Genomic DNA, 18,028 nt, shown 5'->3' on the forward strand with positions numbered 1-18,028 from the left:
TCAGACGCCCGACGAGACGGCGTCGCGCGCCATCGCCGCCGCGAGGTTCTCCAGGCCGTGCTCCAGCGAGACGCGCGGCGCCCAGCCGGTGGCGTTCCGGAAGCCCGACGGGTCGAGCACGAAGTCGAGCAGGTCGGTCGGCATCGAGTGGTCGGCCGGCGGCACCGACACCACCGGCACCGGCTCCCGCCCGGTCTGCGCGGCGACGGCCTTCGCGACCCCGCCGAACAGGTCGCCGACGCTGGTCGCCAGCCCGGTGCCGACCAGCCACGGCCGGCCGTCGACGGCGTCCGGCTGGTCGAGCGCGGCCAGGAAGGCGCGCGCGACGTCGTCGACGCACACCAGGTCCCGCTTCACGGTCCCGTCGTGCCACATGGTGAGCGCCTCGCCGGCGAACGCGCGGCGCATCATCGCCGAGACGACGCCGCGGTCGAGCGCGGGGGAGTCGGAGCCCTGGGTGTAGAGCGTGGCCAGCCGGAGCGACGCGCCCCGCAGCAGGCCCGTCTCGACGGCGTCGCGGATCGCGTGCTCGGCGTCGAGCTTCTGCCGGTCGTAGGTGGTGAGCGGCTGGTCCGGTTCGGTGCCGTCGATCCGGCCCGAGATCGAGCGCCCGGCCTGCGACATCGACCCGGCCAGCAGGACCACCGGCGGGTGCACCGGCCGCTGGTCCTTCACGGCGGCGACGAGGTCGTGCACCAGGCCGACGTTGACGCGCTCGGCGACCGGGTCGTCCGACGACACCCGCCAGGTGCTGGCCCCGGCGATGTGCGCGACCAGGTGGATCACCGCGTCGGCGCCCTCGACGGCGTCGGCGACGGCACCGTCGGCGGTCAGGTCGGTGGTGCGGACGTCGATGTCGGCCCGCGCCCCGGCCGGGACCGTGGTCGGCCGGCGCCCGGCGAGGCGCAGGCGGACCGGCCGGGCGGCCAGTTCGCGGGTGATGGCGGTGCCCAGGAGCCCGGACGAGCCGAGCACCGTGATCAGCGGTCGTGCCTGTTCGCCCACGGCTTCTCCTCCAGTTTCGCGTGAATGGGTGGAATGGCTCTTCCGGGAATAGCCGGAACGTCTCGGCCGGTGAGCTGTCCGCAGTCTAAGTCAGCTTCGCCGCCGTATCCAAAGAATTGCGCGATCATTTCGACACGACGGCTTCGCGGTGTTCGTCCCAGCGCTTTTCGCCGGTCGCCACGGGCAGTGTGTCGATGTCGCGCAGGTCCGCCGCGCTCAGCCGGATCCCGGCCGCGCCGACGTTCTCCGTCAGCCAGCGCAGCCGCCGGGTGCCGGGGATCGGCACGACGTTGTCGCCGTGCGTGGTGAGCCAGGCGATCGCCACCTGCGCCGGGGTCGCGCCGTGCCGGGCGGCGACCCGCTGCAGGCCGTCGACGATGCGCTGGTTGTCGGTGAGCGCGCCGGCCTCGAACCGCGGGTCGCGCCGCCGCGAGTCGCCGTCGACCAGCTCGTCGACGGCGACCTGCCCGGACAGGTAGCCGCGGCCGATCGGGCAGCAGGCGAGGAAGCCGACGTCGTTCTTCCAGGTCCACGGCAGGATCTCGTCGAGGTTCCGGCGTTCCCAGACCGACAGCTCGTACTGCACCGCGGCGATCGGGAACAGCGCGTGGATCTGCTCCAGCTCCTCCACGGTCGCGTGCGAGATGCCGAGGCCGAGGACCTTGCCCTCGGTGACGAGCTCGGCCAGCGCGCCCCACGACTCGGTCAGCGGCACGGCGGGATCGACGCGGTGCAGCTGGTAGAGGCCGATCGCGTCGACGCCCAGCCGGCGCAGCGAACCTTCGCAGGCCTCGCGCAGGTATTCGGGGCGCCCGTTGCGTTCCAGGGTGCCGTCGGGCCGCAGGATCAGGCCGACCTTGGTGGCGATCGTGGTCCGCGCGCGGTACGGCGCGAGCACCTCGCCGAGCAGCTGTTCGTTCGTGAAGGGGCCGTAGACGTCGGCCGTGTCGAACACGGTGACGCCCAGGTCGACCGCGTGCCGGAGCACCCGGGCCGACTCTTCGTGGTCCCGCGCGGTCCGGGCGGGCCCGTAACCGTAGGACATCGAACTGCAGCCGAGCCCGATTTCACCGACGGAAAGCGTTTCGGTGAGCCGTGTGTGCCGCATATTCACCTCCGATAGCCACAAGGGCGATTCATGAAGCGTCCGATCGCGGGGCGAAATGCGAGTCGGCCGGGGGCGTCCCGGTGCCGGAAAGGAATTCGTGCGCGAGGTCCGGGTCGGCGCCGGCGACGAACGCGAGGGCCTGCTCGGTGCCGGCGTCGATCGCGCGGTAGTAGCGGTCGCCGGCCGCGGTCGGGACGCCGATCGTCATCCGCGAGCCCAGGCGCTGGAAGATCGTCTGCCGCAGCCGCCAGCCGATCACCGCGCGGGTGCGCAGCACGGTCGTCGAGCGCCCGGCCGCGCCGCTGCGCACGACCAGGTACGGCCCGACCAGCGCGTGGCCCAGCGTGCGGTAGGCGACCCAGGCCAGCGCCCAGGTCAGCGGCAGGAGCAGCAGCGGCAGCGGCCACCACGACGCCGGCACGACGCCGGTCGCGCCGAGCCAGGCGAGCAGGCCCGCGACGGCCGCCGGGCCGTAGGTCGCCCAGTAGAGCCGGCGCCGGAACGCGCCGGCCGGGTGCCGCAGCAGCGGCGCTTCGAGGGGCTGGTGGCCGTCCGGGAAGACGAAGCTCGCCGCGTGCCGGGCGTCGTGCAGCGGGGTGCGCGGCAGGATGTTGGCCGACTCGTTGAGCGAGGCGTTGAGCCCGGTCGTGATCACCTTGGTCTCGGCGAGGCGCATCCACCGCCACAGCAGCGGTTCGTGCAGGTGCACCCCCCGGATCCGGCGGTCCTCCCGGTGCACGGTCTTGGTGGTGAACAGGCCTTGCCGGGTGCGCAGCTCGGTGCCGTCCTCGCCGCTGGTCGTGCGGACCAGCTCGAAGTTCCAGTGCTTCGCGGCGAAGTCCAGGCCGAGCGAGAAGTAGCCGAGGACGAACGTGATCACGACGGACGCGCCGATCGTGCGCCAGACGCCGAGGTTCGCCCAGTGGATCAGGCCGGCGATGACGTCGATCAGGTCGACGGCGAACGTCTGCATCGTGAAGTACAGCGACACGAGGAAAAGCACCCCGGCGAGGATCGCCCAGACGTGGAAAACGTTGTACCACAACCAGATCCAGCGCAGCCGGGCGATGACGACCTCGCGCTCCGCCGGTGCTTCGGCGTCGCGGGGGATCAGGTCGCGCCGCAGCTGGGCGGCCGTCTCCTTCGACAGCGCGTCGAGCTTGAACGCGGGTGAGAAGTGCTTGCCCTCACCCGATCCGATGTGGACGACGCGCAGCTTCACCAAGCGGTGCCGCAGTTTCGCGCTGCTGCTGACGCTGCGGATGCGGTCGCGCCCGACGTGCCGCTCCTCGCGGACCAGCAGGCCGGTGCGGCGCTCGACGCGTTCGGGGGTGACGCGGTAGCGGGTGAACAGCCAGCGCCACAGGTCCCGCAGGGTCATCAGCGCGCTGATGCCGCTGACCACCAGCAGCGGCCAGACCGGGCCCGAGTCGTAGAGGAAGTAGCTCGTGATGCTGATGGCGAAGGAGATCGTGAACTTGGCCGCGTTGACGTAGAAGAGCTTGATGTCCAAGCGCAGCCAGGGAAGTTCGCTCTCTTCGGCCGACGCGGGAGACACCGGTTCGGCCGTCGCTTCCGCCGTCACGTCGCGTCCCCGGGGGTGGCCTGGGCGATCTCGTTGAGCCGGCGGACCGCCTCCTCGGCGATCGGCGTCTCCAGGCCTTCGATCTTCACGTGCCCCTCGTGCGAGGCCGTCGTGACCTTGATTGTCGAGAGGCCGAGCAGCTGCTCGATCGGGCCCTGCACGGTGTCGATGCTCTGGATCCGGGACACCGGGACGATCCGCCACTCCCGGGTGATCCAGCCGCTGAGGGAGTACACGGCCTCGTCGGTCGTCTCCCAGCGGTGCACCAGGTAGCGGTAGGTCGGCATGAACAGGAAGTTCGCCGCGAAGATCGCGCCGACGCCCCAGGTGATCGGGTCCAGCCAGGTGCGGATGCCGGCGAAGATGATGTGGAGCGTGACGAACACGCCGAGCACGCCGATCGCCCAGAACAGCGTGTTCAGCGTGCGCCACAGGATGAAACGGCGCGCGAGCCGGTGCCGCGGCGGCCGGACGGCGAGGGGTTCGGGCCGGACCGGGAGCACGGGCCGTGAAGAATCCGTGGTGGAGTGGTCCATCGGCTGAGCGTCCGATCTGTGAGGAGAACCGTGTCTCGCCGGCGGGACCCGGTGTGCGGACCCGGGGCGCCCGCACACCGGCGTCTGCCGCGGCCGGTCGTGAGTGGTTAGGGCGGTTCTAACCGCCCTAACCACTCACGAGCACTAGGCCGGGGCGTCCGGAGCGGCGGCGTCGGGGGCCGCCGTTTCGGCTGTGGGGGCCGGGGTTTCGGCCGGGGCCGCGTCCTCCTCGGCGACGATCTTCACGATGTAGGCGGCCAGGTCGCGGAACTCCTCGCCCTCCGTGAAGTCCTCGAACTTCTCCAGCAGCTTGCGGTCGGTCGTGTTCTCGACCTCGAGCAGCACCTGCACCACGGAAAACGAGTCGAGGTCGCGCAGGCTCTCCGGCTCGGGCATGTCGGGCTGCTCGGCGCAGATCATCCGGGCGATCTCCCGGACCATCTCCTCGACGTCGTCGACATTGGTGAGGTCGACTTTCGTGGCGTTCTCTGACATGACAATTCAGCCCTTCCGCTTAATCGTCCGTGTGGCCGCGCGGCGAATCCTTCCCCTGATGCGGGGTGACGCGCTCCGGGCGAATGCCCCCAGTCGGCAGCCGGAACCCGGCCGAGGTTAGCCAGCACTCCGGCCCCGGTCAACAACACCGTGGCGGCCGTTGTCCCGCCGGCGGGACGGGCCGGTCAATGCGCGTCGAATGATGGCCGGCAAGGCTGTGACAGCCGAGCGGAAGTGTGCTTCCATGACTCCGGCGGCGCTGGGCAGCAAAACGAATAGGCGTCGCGTTGAATAGCCCATGTGTTGCGGCGTCCCGGAAGTTCACCGGGAATTCGCCCGCGTCGTACGAGCCCTGTCCGGTCGTGCCACGGCCGATCCCCTGGAGGTGACCCGCCCTGATGGCTCAATATGTCTGGGGTTATTTGCCGGAGTACGAGAAAGAACGGGACGACATTCTCGACGCCGTCGACACGGTCTTCCGCTCCGGCAAGCTCGTGCTCGGCCCGAGCGTGAAGGCGTTCGAAGAGGAGTTCGCCGCCTACCACGGCGTCGAGCACTGCGTCGGCGTCGACAACGGCACCAACGCCATCGTCCTCGGCCTGCGCGCCCTCGGCGTCGGGGCCGGCGACGAGGTGATCACGGTGTCCAACACCGCGGCGCCGACCGTGCTGGCGATCGACCAGATCGGCGCCGTGCCGGTGTTCGTCGACGTCCACCCCGGCACGTACCTGATGAACGTCGAGCAGGTCGAGGCGGCGATCACCGAGCGCACGCGCTGCCTGCTGCCGGTGCACCTGTACGGCCAGTGCGTCGACATGGCGCCACTGGAAGCGATCGCGGCCGAGCACGGCCTGCCGATCCTGGAAGACTGCGCGCAGGCGCACGGCGCCCGCCACCACGGGAAGATCGCCGGGTCGATGGGCAAGGCCGCGGCCTTCTCCTTCTACCCCACCAAGGTGCTCGGCGCCTACGGTGACGGCGGCGCGACGATCACGTCGGACGCCGAGATCGAGGCGAACCTGCGGCGGCTGCGCTACTACGGCATGGAGAAGGTCTACTACGTCGTCTCCACGCCGGGGTACAACAGCCGGCTCGACGAGGTGCAGGCGGAGATCCTGCGGCGCAAGCTGACCCGGCTCGACGACTACCTCGTCCGCCGCCGGCTCATCGCCGAGCGCTACGCCGAGGCCTTCGCCGGCACCGACCTCGTGACGCCGGCGCTCGCCCCGGGCAACGACCACGTCTACTACGTCTACGTGGCGCGGCACCCGTTGCGGGACAAGATCATCGAAGCGCTCAAGCCCGAGGGCATCGAGCTGAACATCAGCTACCCGTGGCCGGTGCACACGCAGTCCGGCTTCGCGAAGCTCGGCTACCGCGAAGGTTCGCTGCCCGAGACCGAGGCGGCGGCCCACGAGATCTTCTCGCTGCCGATGTACGCGTCGCTGTCCGACGTGGACCAGGAACGGGTCGTGGAAAAGGTGCGGGCGGTGCTGGCGAAGCTCTGACCCACCCGGTGGTCCGACAGACAGGAGAGCACGAGCATGAAGCGACTCGCGGTGCTGCACCGGGAACTCAACCCCGGGCCCGGAACCACCGGCGGCAGCATGATGTCCATGGTGGAGTTCCACGACTGGTGGGCCGAGCGGACGGCGGCCGGGCACTTCGCCGTCGACCGCATCCCGTTCGCCGAGCTCGGTGACTGGGCGTTCGAGGCCGGCACCGGGAACCTCGGGCACAAGAGCGGGCGCTTCTTCACCATCGAAGGCCTGCAGGTGCGCGAGGGCGGCGTCCCGACGTGGTCCCAGCCCATCATCAACCAGCCCGAGATCGGCATCCTCGGCATCGTCGTCAAGGAGTTCGACGGCGTGCTGCACTGCCTGATGCAGGCCAAGATGGAGCCGGGCAACGTCAACACGCTCCAGCTGTCGCCGACGGTGCAGGCCACGCGCAGCAACTACACGCAGGTGCACCGCGGCGCGACCACGCGCTACCTGGAGTACTTCGTCGGCGCCGGCCGCGGCCAGGTGCTGGTGGACGTGCTGCAGTCGGAGCAGGGCGCGTGGTTCTGGCGCAAGCGCAACCGCAACATGGTCGTGCTGGTCACCGGCGACGTCGAGCTGCACGAGGACTACTGCTGGCTGAGCCTGGCCCAGATCGGCGAGCTGTCCCACCGGGACAACCTGGTGAACATGGACGCCCGCACGGTGCTCTCGTGCATCCCGTTCGCCCTCCCGGACGGCGACGGCGCGACCGGCGAGGACTTCCGGGACGCGCTCGTGCGCTCCTACCAGTACGCCGCCGAGGACGCGCCGGGCCCGGCCCTGCACACCGCGGGCGACATCCTCAGCTGGTTCACCGAGGCCAAGACGCGCTGCGACTGGTCGGCCCGGCTGACGCCGCTGTCGGCGACGACGGGCTGGCACCGCGACGACGAGGAGATCGCCGACGACGCGGCGGCCAACTTCCGCATCATCGGCGTGCGGGTCGAGGCGGGCACCCGGGAGGTCAAGGCCTGGCGGCAGCCCCTCCTCCACCCCAGGGGGGAGGGGCATGCCGCCTTCCTCGCCCGGCGCGTCCGCGGCGTGCTGCACCTGCTGGTGCAGGCCCGCCCGGAGTACGGCCTGATGGACATGGTCGAGATGGCGCCCACCGTGCACCTGCTGCCCGGCCAGGACGCGTCGTCGATCAAGGAGCCGTTCCTGCGGGACGTGCTCGAGGTCGGCGGGGTCAAGACGCACTACGACCAGAAGCTCTCGGAGGAGGGCGGCCGGTTCTACCACGCGCTGACCCGCTACCAGCTGATCGAGGTGGGCGAGGAGTTCCCGGTCGAGGTGCCGCCGAACTACTGCTGGATGACCGTGCGCCAGCTGATCGACCTGCTGCGCCACGGGCACTACCTGAACATCGAGGCCCGCAGCCTGCTGGCCTGCATCCACAGCCTCTGCTGACCCGAGGCGGCACTTTCACGTGAAAGTGCCCACCTGGGAGCGGCACTTTCACGTGAAAGTGCCGCCTGGCCGGAAACCGCACAGGGAAAGGAAGTTCGCGTGCGATTGCTGTTCACGACCGCGCCGTTGCGCGGCCATCTGTTCCCCCTCGTGCCGCTCGCCTGGGCGGCCCGGGCGGCCGGGCACGAGGTCCTGGTCGCCACGACCGAGGCGTTCGCGCCGGTCGTGCTCCGGTGCGGGCTGCCGGTCACGTCCTGGGGTGCCGCGCCCGACTTCGTCGAGCTGGTCGGCGGCGAACCGCCGGTGACGGCCGAGAGCACCGTGCTGCGCCGCGCCGAGCACGGGCACGCGTTCGGGCAGATCGCCCGGGCCTGCCTGCCCGGCGCGCGCAAGCTGGTGGACGCGTGGCGGCCCGACCTCGTCGTCAGCGAGCGGGCGGAGTTCGCCGGCCCGCTGGCGGCCGCGGCCGGCGACGTCCCGGTCGTCGCCTACCACTGGGGTGTCGCCCCGCTGACCGAGTACGCCCGGGCGGCGGCGATCGAGCTCGCCGTGGCACCGCCGGACCCGGTCGCCACGCTCGACCCGTGGCCGCCCGGGATGCGGCTGCCGCACGCCGCCGGGCACGAAGGCGTGCGGGGCGGGTCGTTCAACGGCGACGTCCACCTGCCGGACTGGGTGTTCGAGCCGCGCGAGCGGCCGCGGGTGTGCGTCACCTTCGGCACCGTGCTGCCCGGGATGGCCGCCCTCGGGCTGCGCGAAACCGTGGCACCGATGCTGAAACTGCTCAAGGAGCTCGACGTCGAGCTGGTGGTGGCCGCCGCCGACGACGTGCTGGCGGACTGGCCCGAGCTGGCCGCCGCGGCCGACCGCGCCGGGCAGCTCCCGCTCGCCCAGGTGCTGCCGGCCTGCGAGGCCATGGTCAACCACGGTGGCCAGGGCACCGTGCTCACCGCGCTGGAGGCCGGCTGCCCGCAGCTGGTGCTCCCGCAGTTCGACGACCAGTTCGACAACGCCGCGGCCGTGGCCGCGAGCGGCGCGGGCCTGCAGCTCTCGCTGGACGAGGTGTCGCCGGAGCGGGTGGCCGAGCGGTGCCGCGCGCTGCTGGACGAACCCGCCTTCACCACCGGCGCGGTGCGCGCCGCCGCCGCGGTCCGGGCCCAGCGCTCGCCCGCGGAAGTCGTGGGCCTGCTGGAGAAACTGGTCGCGGCATGACGAACTCTTTCTGGGACGAATTGGGGAGCTGGTAGCTATGCCGGGCGGAATGCGGATCGAAGAGACCAAGGTCCCGAATGCCTTCAGGCTGTTCCCGGAGCAGTTCCCGGACCAGCGGGGCCGGTTCCACGAGGCGTTCCGCGCGGACGCGCTCTCGGACCTGATCGGCTACCCGTTCGTGGTCAACCAGGTGAACTACTCCACGAGCCGCCGCGACACCGTGCGCGGCATCCACGGCACGACGCTGCCACCGGGCCAGGCGAAGCTGGTCACGTGCGTGCGCGGCGCGGTGATGGACGTCGTGGTGGACCTGCGCGTCGGCTCGCCGACGTTCGGCGTCTTCGACGTCACCTACCAGGACGAGGACTCCGGCACGGCGGTCTACCTGGCCGACGGCCTCGGCCACGCCTTCCACGCCCTGACCGACGACGCGTGCATGAACTACCTGTGCTCGCAGAACTACGTGCCGGGCACCATGCTCGTGCTCAACCCGATGGACCCGGACATCGGCATCCCGTGGGAGCTGACCGGGCCGCCGATCATGTCCGAAAAGGACGCGAACGGCGTCGGCCTCAAGGAGGCGGAGTCCGAAGGGCTGCTGCCGACCTACGAGGAGTGCCTCGCGCACTACGCGGCACTGGGGGCGGGCGCCGCCGCGACGCCGGCGAGCCGGCCGACCTCCCCACTTCCCGACGAGCAGCGGAGCTTCTGCCGATGACGAGCTACCAACCGGCCCAGCGGCTGCGCTTCGGGGTGATCGGCTGCGCGGACATCGCCTGGCGGCGGACGCTGCCGGTGATGGAGACCGACCCGGCGATCGACGTCGTCGCGATCGCCAGCCGCGACGGCGACCGGGCCCGGACGTTCACCGACCGCTTCGGCGGCACGCCGTACGCCGGCTACCAGGCGGTGGCCGAGCACGAGGACGTCGACGCCGTCTACATCCCGCTGCCGCTGATGCTGCACGCGGAGTGGATCGAACGGTGCCTCGACGCCGGCAAGCACGTGCTGGTCGAGAAGCCGATGTCCGACGGCTACAAGGAGTCGGCCCGGCTGCTCGACCTCGCCCGCGAGCGCGGCCTGGTGCTGCTCGAGAACTACATGTTCCTCTACCACTCCCAGCACGCGGCGGTGCGCAAGCTGCTCGCCGACGGCGCGATCGGGGACCTGCGCGGCTTCCACAGCGCGTTCACGATCCCGCCGAAGCCGCCGGGGGACATCCGTTACCAGGCGGACGTCGGCGGTGGCGCGTTCCTCGACTTCGGCGGCTACCCGATCCGCGCGGCGCAGCACCTGCTCGGCCGGGACCTGTCGGTGGAGGGCGCGGTGTTCCGCCGCGACCGCGCGCTCGACGTCGTGATGTCGGGCAGCGTGCTGCTGGCGTCGCCCGAAGGCGTGCCGGCCCAGCTGACCTTCGGCATGGAGCACTCCTACCAGAACAGCTATGCCCTGTCCGGCAGCACCGGGCGGCTGACGGTGGACTGGGCGTTCACCCTGCCGGAGACGCACCGGCCGGTGCTGCGGATCGAACGGCAGGACCACCGCGAAGAGGTGGTGCTGGCGGCCGACCACCAGTTCGCCGGGGCGATCCGGGCCTTCGTCGAAGCGGTCGTCACCAAGGCGCCGCTGCGGGAGGAGCACGACGGGACGCTCGAGCAGGCCGCCCTGATCGAGCAGGTGCAGCGGGTCGCCCGCAACGTCTGGATCTGAAACTTTCCCATACCCAAGAGGGAGATTGTGAGCATGTCGAACACAGCCGAATGCCGGATCTGCGGCGGCACGGTCGAAGAGTTCTTCGACTTCGGGCGCCAGCCGCTTTCCGACGCCTTCGTCGCGCCCGGCGCGGACCCGGGTAAGGAGTTCTTCTTCCGCCTCGCCGTCGGCCTGTGCGGCGGGTGCACGATGGTGCAGCTGATGGAAGAGGTGCCCCGCGAGGCGATGTTCCACGAGGAGTACCCGTACTACTCCTCGGGTTCCGTGGTGATGCGCGGGCACTTCGAGAACCTCGCCAAGCACCTGATCGCCACCGAGCTCACCGGCGACGACCCGTTCGCCGTCGAGATGGGCTGCAACGACGGCATCATGCTCAAGACCCTGGCCGACTCCGGCATCCGGCACCTGGGCGTCGAGCCCTCCGGTGGCGTCGCCGACGTCGCGGCGTCGAAGGGCGTGCGCGTGCGCAAGTCGTTCTTCGAGGAGTCGACCGCGCGCGAGATCCTCGCCGAGGACGGCCCGGCCGACGTCATCTACGCGGCCAACACCCTGTGCCACATCCCGTACATGGACTCGATCCTCGACGGCGTCAAGGCGCTGCTCAAGCCGACCGGCGTGTTCGTCTTCGAGGACCCGTACCTGGGCGAGATCGTGCGGCGCACGTCGTTCGACCAGATCTACGACGAGCACTTCTACTTCTTCACCCTGCGCTCGGTGCAGCAGATGGCGCAGCGCCACGGCCTCGAGCTCGTCGACGCGCAGCGCCTCGACGTCCACGGCGGCGAGGTGCGCTACACGCTGGCGCCGGCCGGGTCCCGGACGCCGTCGGACGCCGTCCGCGAGCTGCTCGCCGAGGAGCAGGCCGCCGGGCTGCACGAGCGGGCGACGCTGGAGGCGTTCGGCGCGAAGGTGCTGCAGGTCAAGGAAGATCTCGTCACCCTGCTGCGCAAGGCGAAGGACGAGGGCAAGCGCGTCGTCGCCTACGGCGCCACGGCGAAGAGCGCGACCATCGCCAACCTGTGCGGCCTCGGCCCGGACCTCGTCGAGTTCGTCTGCGACACCACGCCGGCCAAGCAGAACCGGCTCACCCCGGGCACGCACATCCCGGTGAAGCCGGCCGCCGCGTTCTCGGACCCCTACCCCGACTACGCGCTGCTGTTCGCGTGGAACCACGCCGACGAGATCATGGCCAAGGAGCAGGCGTTCCGCGACGCCGGCGGCCAGTGGATCCTCTACGTGCCGACGGTCCGGCTGGTCTGATGACCGAGACCACGACGTTCCCGCTCTCCTGGATCGGCGACTGGGCGCCGGAGCCGATCCCGGGCGGCGCGGCGGGCATCTTCAACTCGGCCGTGGCGGCGTTCGCCGTCGCCACGGCCTGGGAGGCCGGCGCCCTCGACGCGCTCGACGGCGGCGGCACCCTGGACGTGCCGGGGTTCTGCGCGCGCCGGGACCTGCACGAGCCGTCGATCCGGAGCGTGTTCGCGGCGCTGGCCTCGGTCGGCATCGTGGTGCGCGAGGGGGACGCCGTCGTGGCCGGCCCGGAGTTCGCCGAGGTGTACCGGGCCAAGGCGTTCTTCCACTGGCTCACCATCGGCTGCGGCGAGCTGTTCGCGAACATGCCGCGGATCGTGCGCAACACCGAGCGCACCGGCGACTTCTTCCGGCGCGACGCGGCGGCCATCGGGTTCGCCTGCCGGGACATCAACCGGCAGGCGTTCGACCCGGTGTTCGCCGACGCCCTGGCGGACCTGGACTTCCCGGTGACCAAGGTGGCCGACCTCGGCTGCGGCAGCGGCGGCCGGCTCATCGACCTGGCCCGCCGGTTCCCGGGCGTGCGCGGCGTCGGCGTCGACATCGCCCCGGCGGTGCTGCGCTCGGCGGCGTCGAACACCGAAGCCGAGGGACTGGGCTTCGAGTTCGTCGAGGCGGACGTCCGCGCGCTGGGGCCGTCGCCGCGCTTCGAAGGCGTCGAACTGCTGACGTGCTTCATGATGGGCCACGACTTCTGGCCGCGGGAGCGCTGCGTGGCGACCCTGCGGATGCTGCGCGAGGCGTTCCCGGACGCGCGCCGGTTCCTGCTCGGCGACACCGCGCGCGTCGAAGGCGTGCCGGACCGCGAGAAGCCCGTGTTCACCCTGGGGTTCGAGACCGCGCACGACCTGATGGGCGTCGACCTGCCGACGCTCTCGCAGTGGGACGGCGTGTTCGCCGAGAGCGGCTGGCGCCTGCTGCGCGCCCGGCCGGTCGAGGTGCCCGCCGCGTCCGTGATCTTCGAACTGAGCTGATCTTCTGAGCTTGCTTGAGAGGGGACGACATGCGGGTCCTGGTGACCGGCGGAGCGGGTTTCATCGGCTCGAACTACGTCCGGCGGGTGCTGTCCGGGGGCTACCCCGCGCTGGCCGACGCCGAGGTGACGGTGCTCGACAAGCTGACCTACGCCGGGAACCGGGCGAACCTCGCCCCGGTGGCCGGCAGCGAGCGGCTGAGGTTCGTCGAAGGCGACATCTGCGACGCCGCGGTCGTGGCGGACGTGATGCGCGGCGTCGACCTCGTGGTGCACTTCGCGGCGGAGTCCCATGTGGACCGGTCGATCGCCGGGTCGGGCGACTTCGTGCTGACGAACGTCCTCGGCACGCACACGCTGCTCGAAGCGGCGTTGCGCGCCGGGACCGGCAAGTTCGTGCACGTGTCCACCGACGAGGTGTACGGCTCGATCGACGACGGCTCCTGGCCCGAAACGCACCCGCTGGAGCCGAACTCGCCGTACTCGGCGGCGAAGGCGTCGTCGGACCTGCTGGCCCGGGCGTACTTCCGTACGCACGGCCTGCCGGTGTGCGTGACGCGGTGCTCGAACAACTACGGGCCGTACCAGTTCCCGGAGAAGGTCGTCCCGCTGTTCGTCACCAACCTGCTCGACGGCGAGCAGGTGCCGCTCTACGGCGACGGCCTGAACGTGCGCGACTGGCTGCACGTGGACGACCACTGCCAGGGCATCCAGCTCGTCGCCGAGGCGGGCCGGCCGGGCGAGGTGTACAACATCGGCGGCGGGACCGAGCTGAGCAACCTGGACCTGACCGGCCGGCTGCTGGACGCGGCCGGTGTCGGCTGGGACCGCGTCCGCCGGGTGGAGGACCGCAAGGGGCACGACCGGCGGTACTCCGTGGACATCTCGAAGATCAGTGCCGAGCTGGGGTACGCGCCGCAGGTGAAGTTCGACGACGGCCTGGCCGCGACGGTGGCCTGGTACACCGCGAACCGGTCCTGGTGGGAGCCGTTGAAGGAACGAGCCGCCGAAAGGTGAAGACGTTTCGGGCCGGGGTCGGCTATGTTGGCCTCTTCGGTCGGCGTGCTGGGGGGTCGGAGGCGATGGAAGGTGCGGGCCGGTACGACCTCGTGACCGAGCGGCGGTTCCTGAACCCGCTCGAAACCGAGGCCGACACGGGCCGCGCGCCCGCGGTGGTCGGTGACCGCTACGAGCTGGGCGAGCTGCTCGGCAGCGGCGGCACCGCCCGCGTCTACCGCGCCCGTGACCGCGACACCGGCACCGAGTGCGCCGTCAAGCTGTTCCACCGCAACGCCGCCACCCTCGGTCCCCGCCGCGCCCGCGAGACGGCGATCCTGCAGGGTCTCGACCACCCGGGGGTCGTCGGCCTGCACGACGCCGGCCTGGAAGACGGCCGCGCGTACCTCGTGGTGCAGCTCGTCGAGGGCGAGGACCTGGCCGAGCGCCTGCTCACCGGGCCGCTCGGCCTCGACGAGATCACGGTCGCGGCCCGGCGGCTGGCCGACGCGCTGGCCCACGTGCACGAGCGCGGCGTCATCCACCGCGATCTCAAGCCGGGCAACGTGCTGCTGGGCGCGGACGGCGCGATGATCACCGACTTCGGCGTCGCGTACCTGCTGGACACCACGCGCGTCACGGCGGTCGGCTCGGTCGCCGGGACCGCGGCGTACATGGCGCCGGAACAGGTCCTCGGCGAGCCCGTGGGCCCACCCGCCGACGTCTACGCGCTGGGCCTCGTGCTCATCGAAGCCGTGACGGCCGAGCGCGAGTACGCCGGGCCGCGTGTCGAGGCCGCGCTCGCCCGGCTGAGCAGGCAACCCCGCATCCCGGAAGGCCTGCCGGACGAGCTTTCCCAGGTGCTGCACCTGATGACGGCCCGCGACCCGGCGTTGCGCCCGACCGCCGCCGAGGTCGTGCGGGCGCTGTCGGAGGTCTCGTCACCGTCCGAGTCGTCACCGTCCGAGCCGCTGCCGTCCGGCCTGGTGACACCGCCTTCGCTGCCCGCGTCCCGTCGCAAGCGCGGCGTGGTCGCGGCGGCCGTCCTGTCGCCGGTGGCCGCCGGGCTGGTGCTGGTCGCGCTGGTGACGGGCAGCGGCCGGGTGACCGACAGCCTGCACTCGCCGTCCTACCCCGACCCCGGCCGGATCCCGGCCACGTCGTTCGCCCCGGCGCCGTCGTCCATCGTGATCCTCACCCCGGTCGGTTCGGACGTGGTTTCCCCGCCGGGCGAAGGGAAAGCGCCGTCCGGCGGCACCGCGGCGGCCGTCCAGGCACCCCCGCCGTCGATGACCACGGTGACGTCGACCGCGACCCGCGGCCCGCACCGCGGGGTCCGCCACCACACCCCGCTGAAGCACGCGACCAAGGCGATCCCCTCGGGCAAAGCCAAAGCCCGGTAGCGCCGCCGCCGCGGGGCAGGCCGAAGTCCGTGAATGCCACATTCACGGACACTGTGTCCCTCGATGTGGCATTCACGGACGTTCGCCGGACGTGTGGCCGGGCTCACGTGGGTGCGCGGAAACTCGTGGCCGTCGGAGGCCGGGATCGCCGAGCGCGTCCGGACGGTTACCGGGAGCATGGGGGCATGGCGCGACGTCTGGCTGCGGCCCTCCTCCTGGTGGCACTGTCCCCGTTCGTCGCCGAGTTCCTGCTCGGCGACCAGTACCTCAGCGGCACCCCGCGACCCGGGCAGCAGTTCGGCCAGTTCGGCATGTTCGTCGCCTTCTACGGCAGTGGCGCGCTGCTCATCCGCGAGATCGCCCGGCACCTCAACCGCGGCTGGCCGACCATCCTCACCCTGAGCCTCGCGTTCGGCCTGCTCGAAGAAGGCCTGCTGACGCAGTCGCTGTTCAACCCGGACTACCTCGGCATCCGCGTGCTCGACGCCGGGCACATCCCGGCGCTCGGGATCGGCGCGCCGTGGACGGTGTACGTGCTGACGCTGCACGTCGTGTGGAGCATGGGCACGCCGATCGCGATCACCGAGGCGTTGTTCGGCCGGGAACCGTGGCTGGGCAAGCTCGGCCTGGCGTTCTGGTCGGTCGTGTTCGTCCTCGGCTGCGCCGCCGAGTTCCTGATCTCGCTGCTGGTCGGGCCCGCGCCGTTCATGTCGGCGCCGGCCCAGCTGATCGTGGCCGGCCTGATCGTGGCCGGGCTGGTGGTGCTGGCGATCCGCGGCTTCCGCAAGCCGCCGCGTGACGCGCCGAAGGGCAACCGCTGGGCCGGGTTCGCGGTCGGCCTGGTCGCCGGCACGGGCGTGCAGCTGCTGGAACGCTGGGAGTCGATCTCGCCGTGGCTTCTGGCCGCGCTGATGCTGGCGCTGGTCGTGGTGGCCGCGGTGGTCGTGCGGGCCCTGAACCCACCGGCGTTCGCGCCGGCGGCGGGCACCCTGCTGACGTACTGCTGGGTCGGCCTCAACACCGCGATCGGCCAGGGCGTGGTGGCGATCATCGAGCAGACGGTGCTGGTGGCCGTCGCGGTGGCGCTGCTGCTGGTGACGGCCCGCCGGACCACGGCGGAGTACTGAAGTCCACAGTGGACAGCGCCTGGCGGGACGCCGTCCAGTGTGGACTCAGGTGCCGGCCGGCTCGGTCAGCAGCGCGGCGTCGACGGCGCGGCGCATGGCCGCCGCGGTGGCGGGGCTGTCCCGCGCGGTCGCGATCGCGGTGTTGACGAGCACCGCGTCCGCCCCGAGTGCCAGCGCTTCCGAGACTTGTTCGGGAGTACCGAGCCCGCCCTCGGCGACGACCGGGACGTCGACGGTTTCGATCACGGCCCGCACGGCGTCCGGGTCGAGGACTCCCCGCGCGCTCGCCACCGGTGACGCCATCACACGCAACGCCACGGCGCCGAGGTCGACCAGCCGCTTCGCCAGGCCGGCGTCGGGCCGGATGAACGGCAGCACCGAAAACCCGTCGCCGATCAGGGTTTTCGCCGCGGCCACGGTGGGTTCGCCGTCGGGCAGGTTGTCCGGCGTGCGGACGTCCAGCTTGATCACCTCGATGCCGAACGCGTCACGCAGTTTCTTCGCGGTGTCCACCGCTTCCCCGGCCGAGTAGGCGAACGAGGTTGTCCCGATCCAGCCGTACCGGGTGAGGTCCATCGCCTCGTCGAGGTCCGAGAGCAGCAGGCTCGCCCGGTCCCCGGTGGGGTCGTAGGTGGTGATGAAGACGTCGCAGCCGCCGGCGGCCAGGACGTCGGCGACGAGCCGGGGGTCGGCGTACTGCTCGATCCCGACGATCAGCCGGGAGGTGAAGGAGACCCCGCCGGCCACCAGCCAGGGGGTGTTCACCGGTCTGTTCGCGTCGTGCACGATCCTCCTCGCAGATCGATGACTTCGACACCGGCGGCCGCCGGCGCCTCTGACCGAGGATGCCGCATCCTGGTCTGGACCAATAAAGCGGCCCTCTCCGAACGGGTTTCGCTAGAGTCGCGACCATGGATTTCCAAGACGTGGTACGGCGTCGGCGCATGGTCCGGGAGTTCGGCCCGGAGCCGGTGCCCGCCGGGAGCCTGGAGCGCCTCCTCGACAACGCCACGCGCGGTCCGTCCGCCGGGTTCTCGCAGGGACAGGCGTTCCTGGTCCTCGAAGGCGACGCGCTCGAGCGCTTCTGGGCGGTGGGCCTGGACGCCGTCCAGGACTCGGTGCGCACCGCGCCGCTGGTGATCGTGCCGCTGTCGTGCAAGCGGGTGTACCTGGACCGCTACGCCGAACCGGACAAGGGCTGGACCGACCGCGACGAGTCGCGGTGGCCGGTGCCGTTCTGGCACATCGACACCGGGATGGCGGCGCTGCTGATCCTGCAGACCGCCGTCGACGAGGGCCTGGGCGCGCTGTACTTCGGGATCGTCCCCGAGCAGGTGGCGCCGTTCCGCGCGCTGTACGGCGTGCCGGACGACCAGGAGCCGATCGGCGCCATCGCCATCGGGTACCCGGCGGAGACCGTCCCGGTCGACCGGGAGCGGTTCAAGCGGCGCCGGAAGCCGCCGGCCGACGTCGTGCACCGCGGCCACTGGAGCTGACGCCCGGATCCGGACCGTGGAATCCGTAGCGGCCCGTGTCGCCGCCGTCGCTTTCCGGGGTCCGGTTGCGCCGGTCGAGTCGGCCTTTCGCATTCAGCTAGCGAGGGCCAAACG

Annotated in this window: 17 protein-coding genes; 11 read left to right on the forward strand and 6 right to left on the reverse strand. The window is 71.3% G+C overall.

What is annotated here, in order from left to right; genetic code table 11:
- The 5 genes from OG570_RS21325 to OG570_RS21345 form a co-directional block, all read right to left on the reverse strand.
- A complete protein-coding gene (locus OG570_RS21325) occupies positions 1 to 1,005 on the reverse strand; it encodes an NAD-dependent epimerase/dehydratase family protein (RefSeq protein ID WP_326943853.1) in 1,005 nt (334 codons plus the stop codon).
- A 124-nt stretch (positions 1,006 to 1,129) separates the two neighbouring features.
- Positions 1,130 to 2,113 carry an aldo/keto reductase gene (locus tag OG570_RS21330; protein WP_326958681.1) on the reverse strand — a complete coding sequence of 328 codons (984 nt, stop codon included), beginning with the start codon at positions 2,111 to 2,113 and terminating at the stop codon, positions 1,130 to 1,132.
- Positions 2,114 to 2,141: 28 nt separating this feature from the next.
- Positions 2,142 to 3,698, reverse strand: coding sequence for a PH domain-containing protein (locus OG570_RS21335; protein ID WP_326958683.1), 1,557 nt, complete (start codon positions 3,696 to 3,698; stop codon positions 2,142 to 2,144).
- A complete protein-coding gene (locus tag OG570_RS21340) occupies positions 3,695 to 4,234 on the reverse strand; it encodes a PH domain-containing protein (protein ID WP_326943850.1) in 540 nt (179 codons plus the stop codon). Before OG570_RS21340 ends, OG570_RS21335 begins: the two co-directional genes overlap by 4 nt.
- Before the next feature lie 144 nt (positions 4,235 to 4,378).
- A complete protein-coding gene (locus OG570_RS21345) occupies positions 4,379 to 4,729 on the reverse strand; it encodes a hypothetical protein (RefSeq protein ID WP_326943849.1) in 351 nt (116 codons plus the stop codon).
- 398 nt (positions 4,730 to 5,127) lie between these two features.
- On the opposite strand from OG570_RS21345, the gene OG570_RS21350 reads away from it, so the two are divergent.
- The 10 genes from OG570_RS21350 (at position 5,128) to OG570_RS21395 (ending at position 16,418) form a co-directional block, all read left to right on the forward strand.
- Positions 5,128 to 6,237 carry a DegT/DnrJ/EryC1/StrS family aminotransferase gene (locus OG570_RS21350; protein ID WP_326958685.1) on the forward strand — a complete coding sequence of 370 codons (1,110 nt, stop codon included), beginning with the start codon at positions 5,128 to 5,130 and terminating at the stop codon, positions 6,235 to 6,237.
- A gap of 36 nt (positions 6,238 to 6,273) precedes the next feature.
- On the forward strand, positions 6,274 to 7,680 hold the full coding sequence (locus OG570_RS21355; protein WP_326943848.1) for an NDP-hexose 2,3-dehydratase family protein: 1,407 nt from the start codon (positions 6,274 to 6,276) through the stop codon (positions 7,678 to 7,680).
- Between the two features lie 99 nt (positions 7,681 to 7,779).
- Positions 7,780 to 8,892, forward strand: coding sequence for a nucleotide disphospho-sugar-binding domain-containing protein (locus tag OG570_RS21360; RefSeq protein ID WP_326958687.1), 1,113 nt, complete (start codon positions 7,780 to 7,782; stop codon positions 8,890 to 8,892).
- Positions 8,893 to 8,941: 49 nt separating this feature from the next.
- A complete protein-coding gene (locus OG570_RS21365) occupies positions 8,942 to 9,610 on the forward strand; it encodes a dTDP-4-dehydrorhamnose 3,5-epimerase family protein (protein WP_326943846.1) in 669 nt (222 codons plus the stop codon).
- Complete coding sequence (locus OG570_RS21370; RefSeq protein WP_326958689.1) at positions 9,607 to 10,602, forward strand: Gfo/Idh/MocA family protein; 996 nt, start codon at positions 9,607 to 9,609, stop codon at positions 10,600 to 10,602. Before OG570_RS21365 ends, OG570_RS21370 begins: the two co-directional genes overlap by 4 nt.
- Positions 10,603 to 10,635: 33 nt before the next feature.
- Positions 10,636 to 11,865: a class I SAM-dependent methyltransferase gene (locus tag OG570_RS21375; RefSeq protein WP_326958691.1), complete on the forward strand. Its 1,230-nt coding sequence runs from the start codon at positions 10,636 to 10,638 to the stop codon at positions 11,863 to 11,865.
- Positions 11,865 to 12,893 carry a class I SAM-dependent methyltransferase gene (locus OG570_RS21380; protein WP_326958693.1) on the forward strand — a complete coding sequence of 343 codons (1,029 nt, stop codon included), beginning with the start codon at positions 11,865 to 11,867 and terminating at the stop codon, positions 12,891 to 12,893. The genes OG570_RS21375 and OG570_RS21380 overlap by 1 nt, the downstream gene beginning before the upstream one ends.
- Positions 12,894 to 12,922: 29 nt before the next feature.
- Positions 12,923 to 13,909: a dTDP-glucose 4,6-dehydratase gene (gene rfbB, locus OG570_RS21385; RefSeq protein ID WP_326943842.1), complete on the forward strand. Its 987-nt coding sequence runs from the start codon at positions 12,923 to 12,925 to the stop codon at positions 13,907 to 13,909.
- A 65-nt stretch (positions 13,910 to 13,974) separates the two neighbouring features.
- On the forward strand, positions 13,975 to 15,291 hold the full coding sequence (locus OG570_RS21390; RefSeq protein WP_326958695.1) for a serine/threonine-protein kinase: 1,317 nt from the start codon (positions 13,975 to 13,977) through the stop codon (positions 15,289 to 15,291).
- A 185-nt stretch (positions 15,292 to 15,476) separates the two neighbouring features.
- Positions 15,477 to 16,418, forward strand: a complete 942-nt coding sequence (locus OG570_RS21395; protein WP_326958697.1) for a hypothetical protein — start codon at positions 15,477 to 15,479, stop codon at positions 16,416 to 16,418.
- A gap of 45 nt (positions 16,419 to 16,463) precedes the next feature.
- Here the strand turns inward: OG570_RS21395 and OG570_RS21400 are convergent, their stop codons facing one another.
- The gene (locus OG570_RS21400; protein ID WP_326958699.1) at positions 16,464 to 17,204 is read right to left on the reverse strand and encodes a nitronate monooxygenase; all 741 of its coding nucleotides are present in this window, start codon (positions 17,202 to 17,204) and stop codon (positions 16,464 to 16,466) included.
- 125 nt (positions 17,205 to 17,329) lie between these two features.
- On the opposite strand from OG570_RS21400, the gene OG570_RS21405 reads away from it, so the two are divergent.
- A complete protein-coding gene (locus tag OG570_RS21405) occupies positions 17,330 to 17,914 on the forward strand; it encodes a nitroreductase family protein (RefSeq protein WP_326943838.1) in 585 nt (194 codons plus the stop codon).
- Positions 17,915 to 18,028 lie beyond the last annotated feature (114 nt).

This window comes from Amycolatopsis sp. NBC_01286 (assembly GCF_035982555.1).
GTDB lineage: Bacteria > Actinomycetota > Actinomycetes > Mycobacteriales > Pseudonocardiaceae > Amycolatopsis.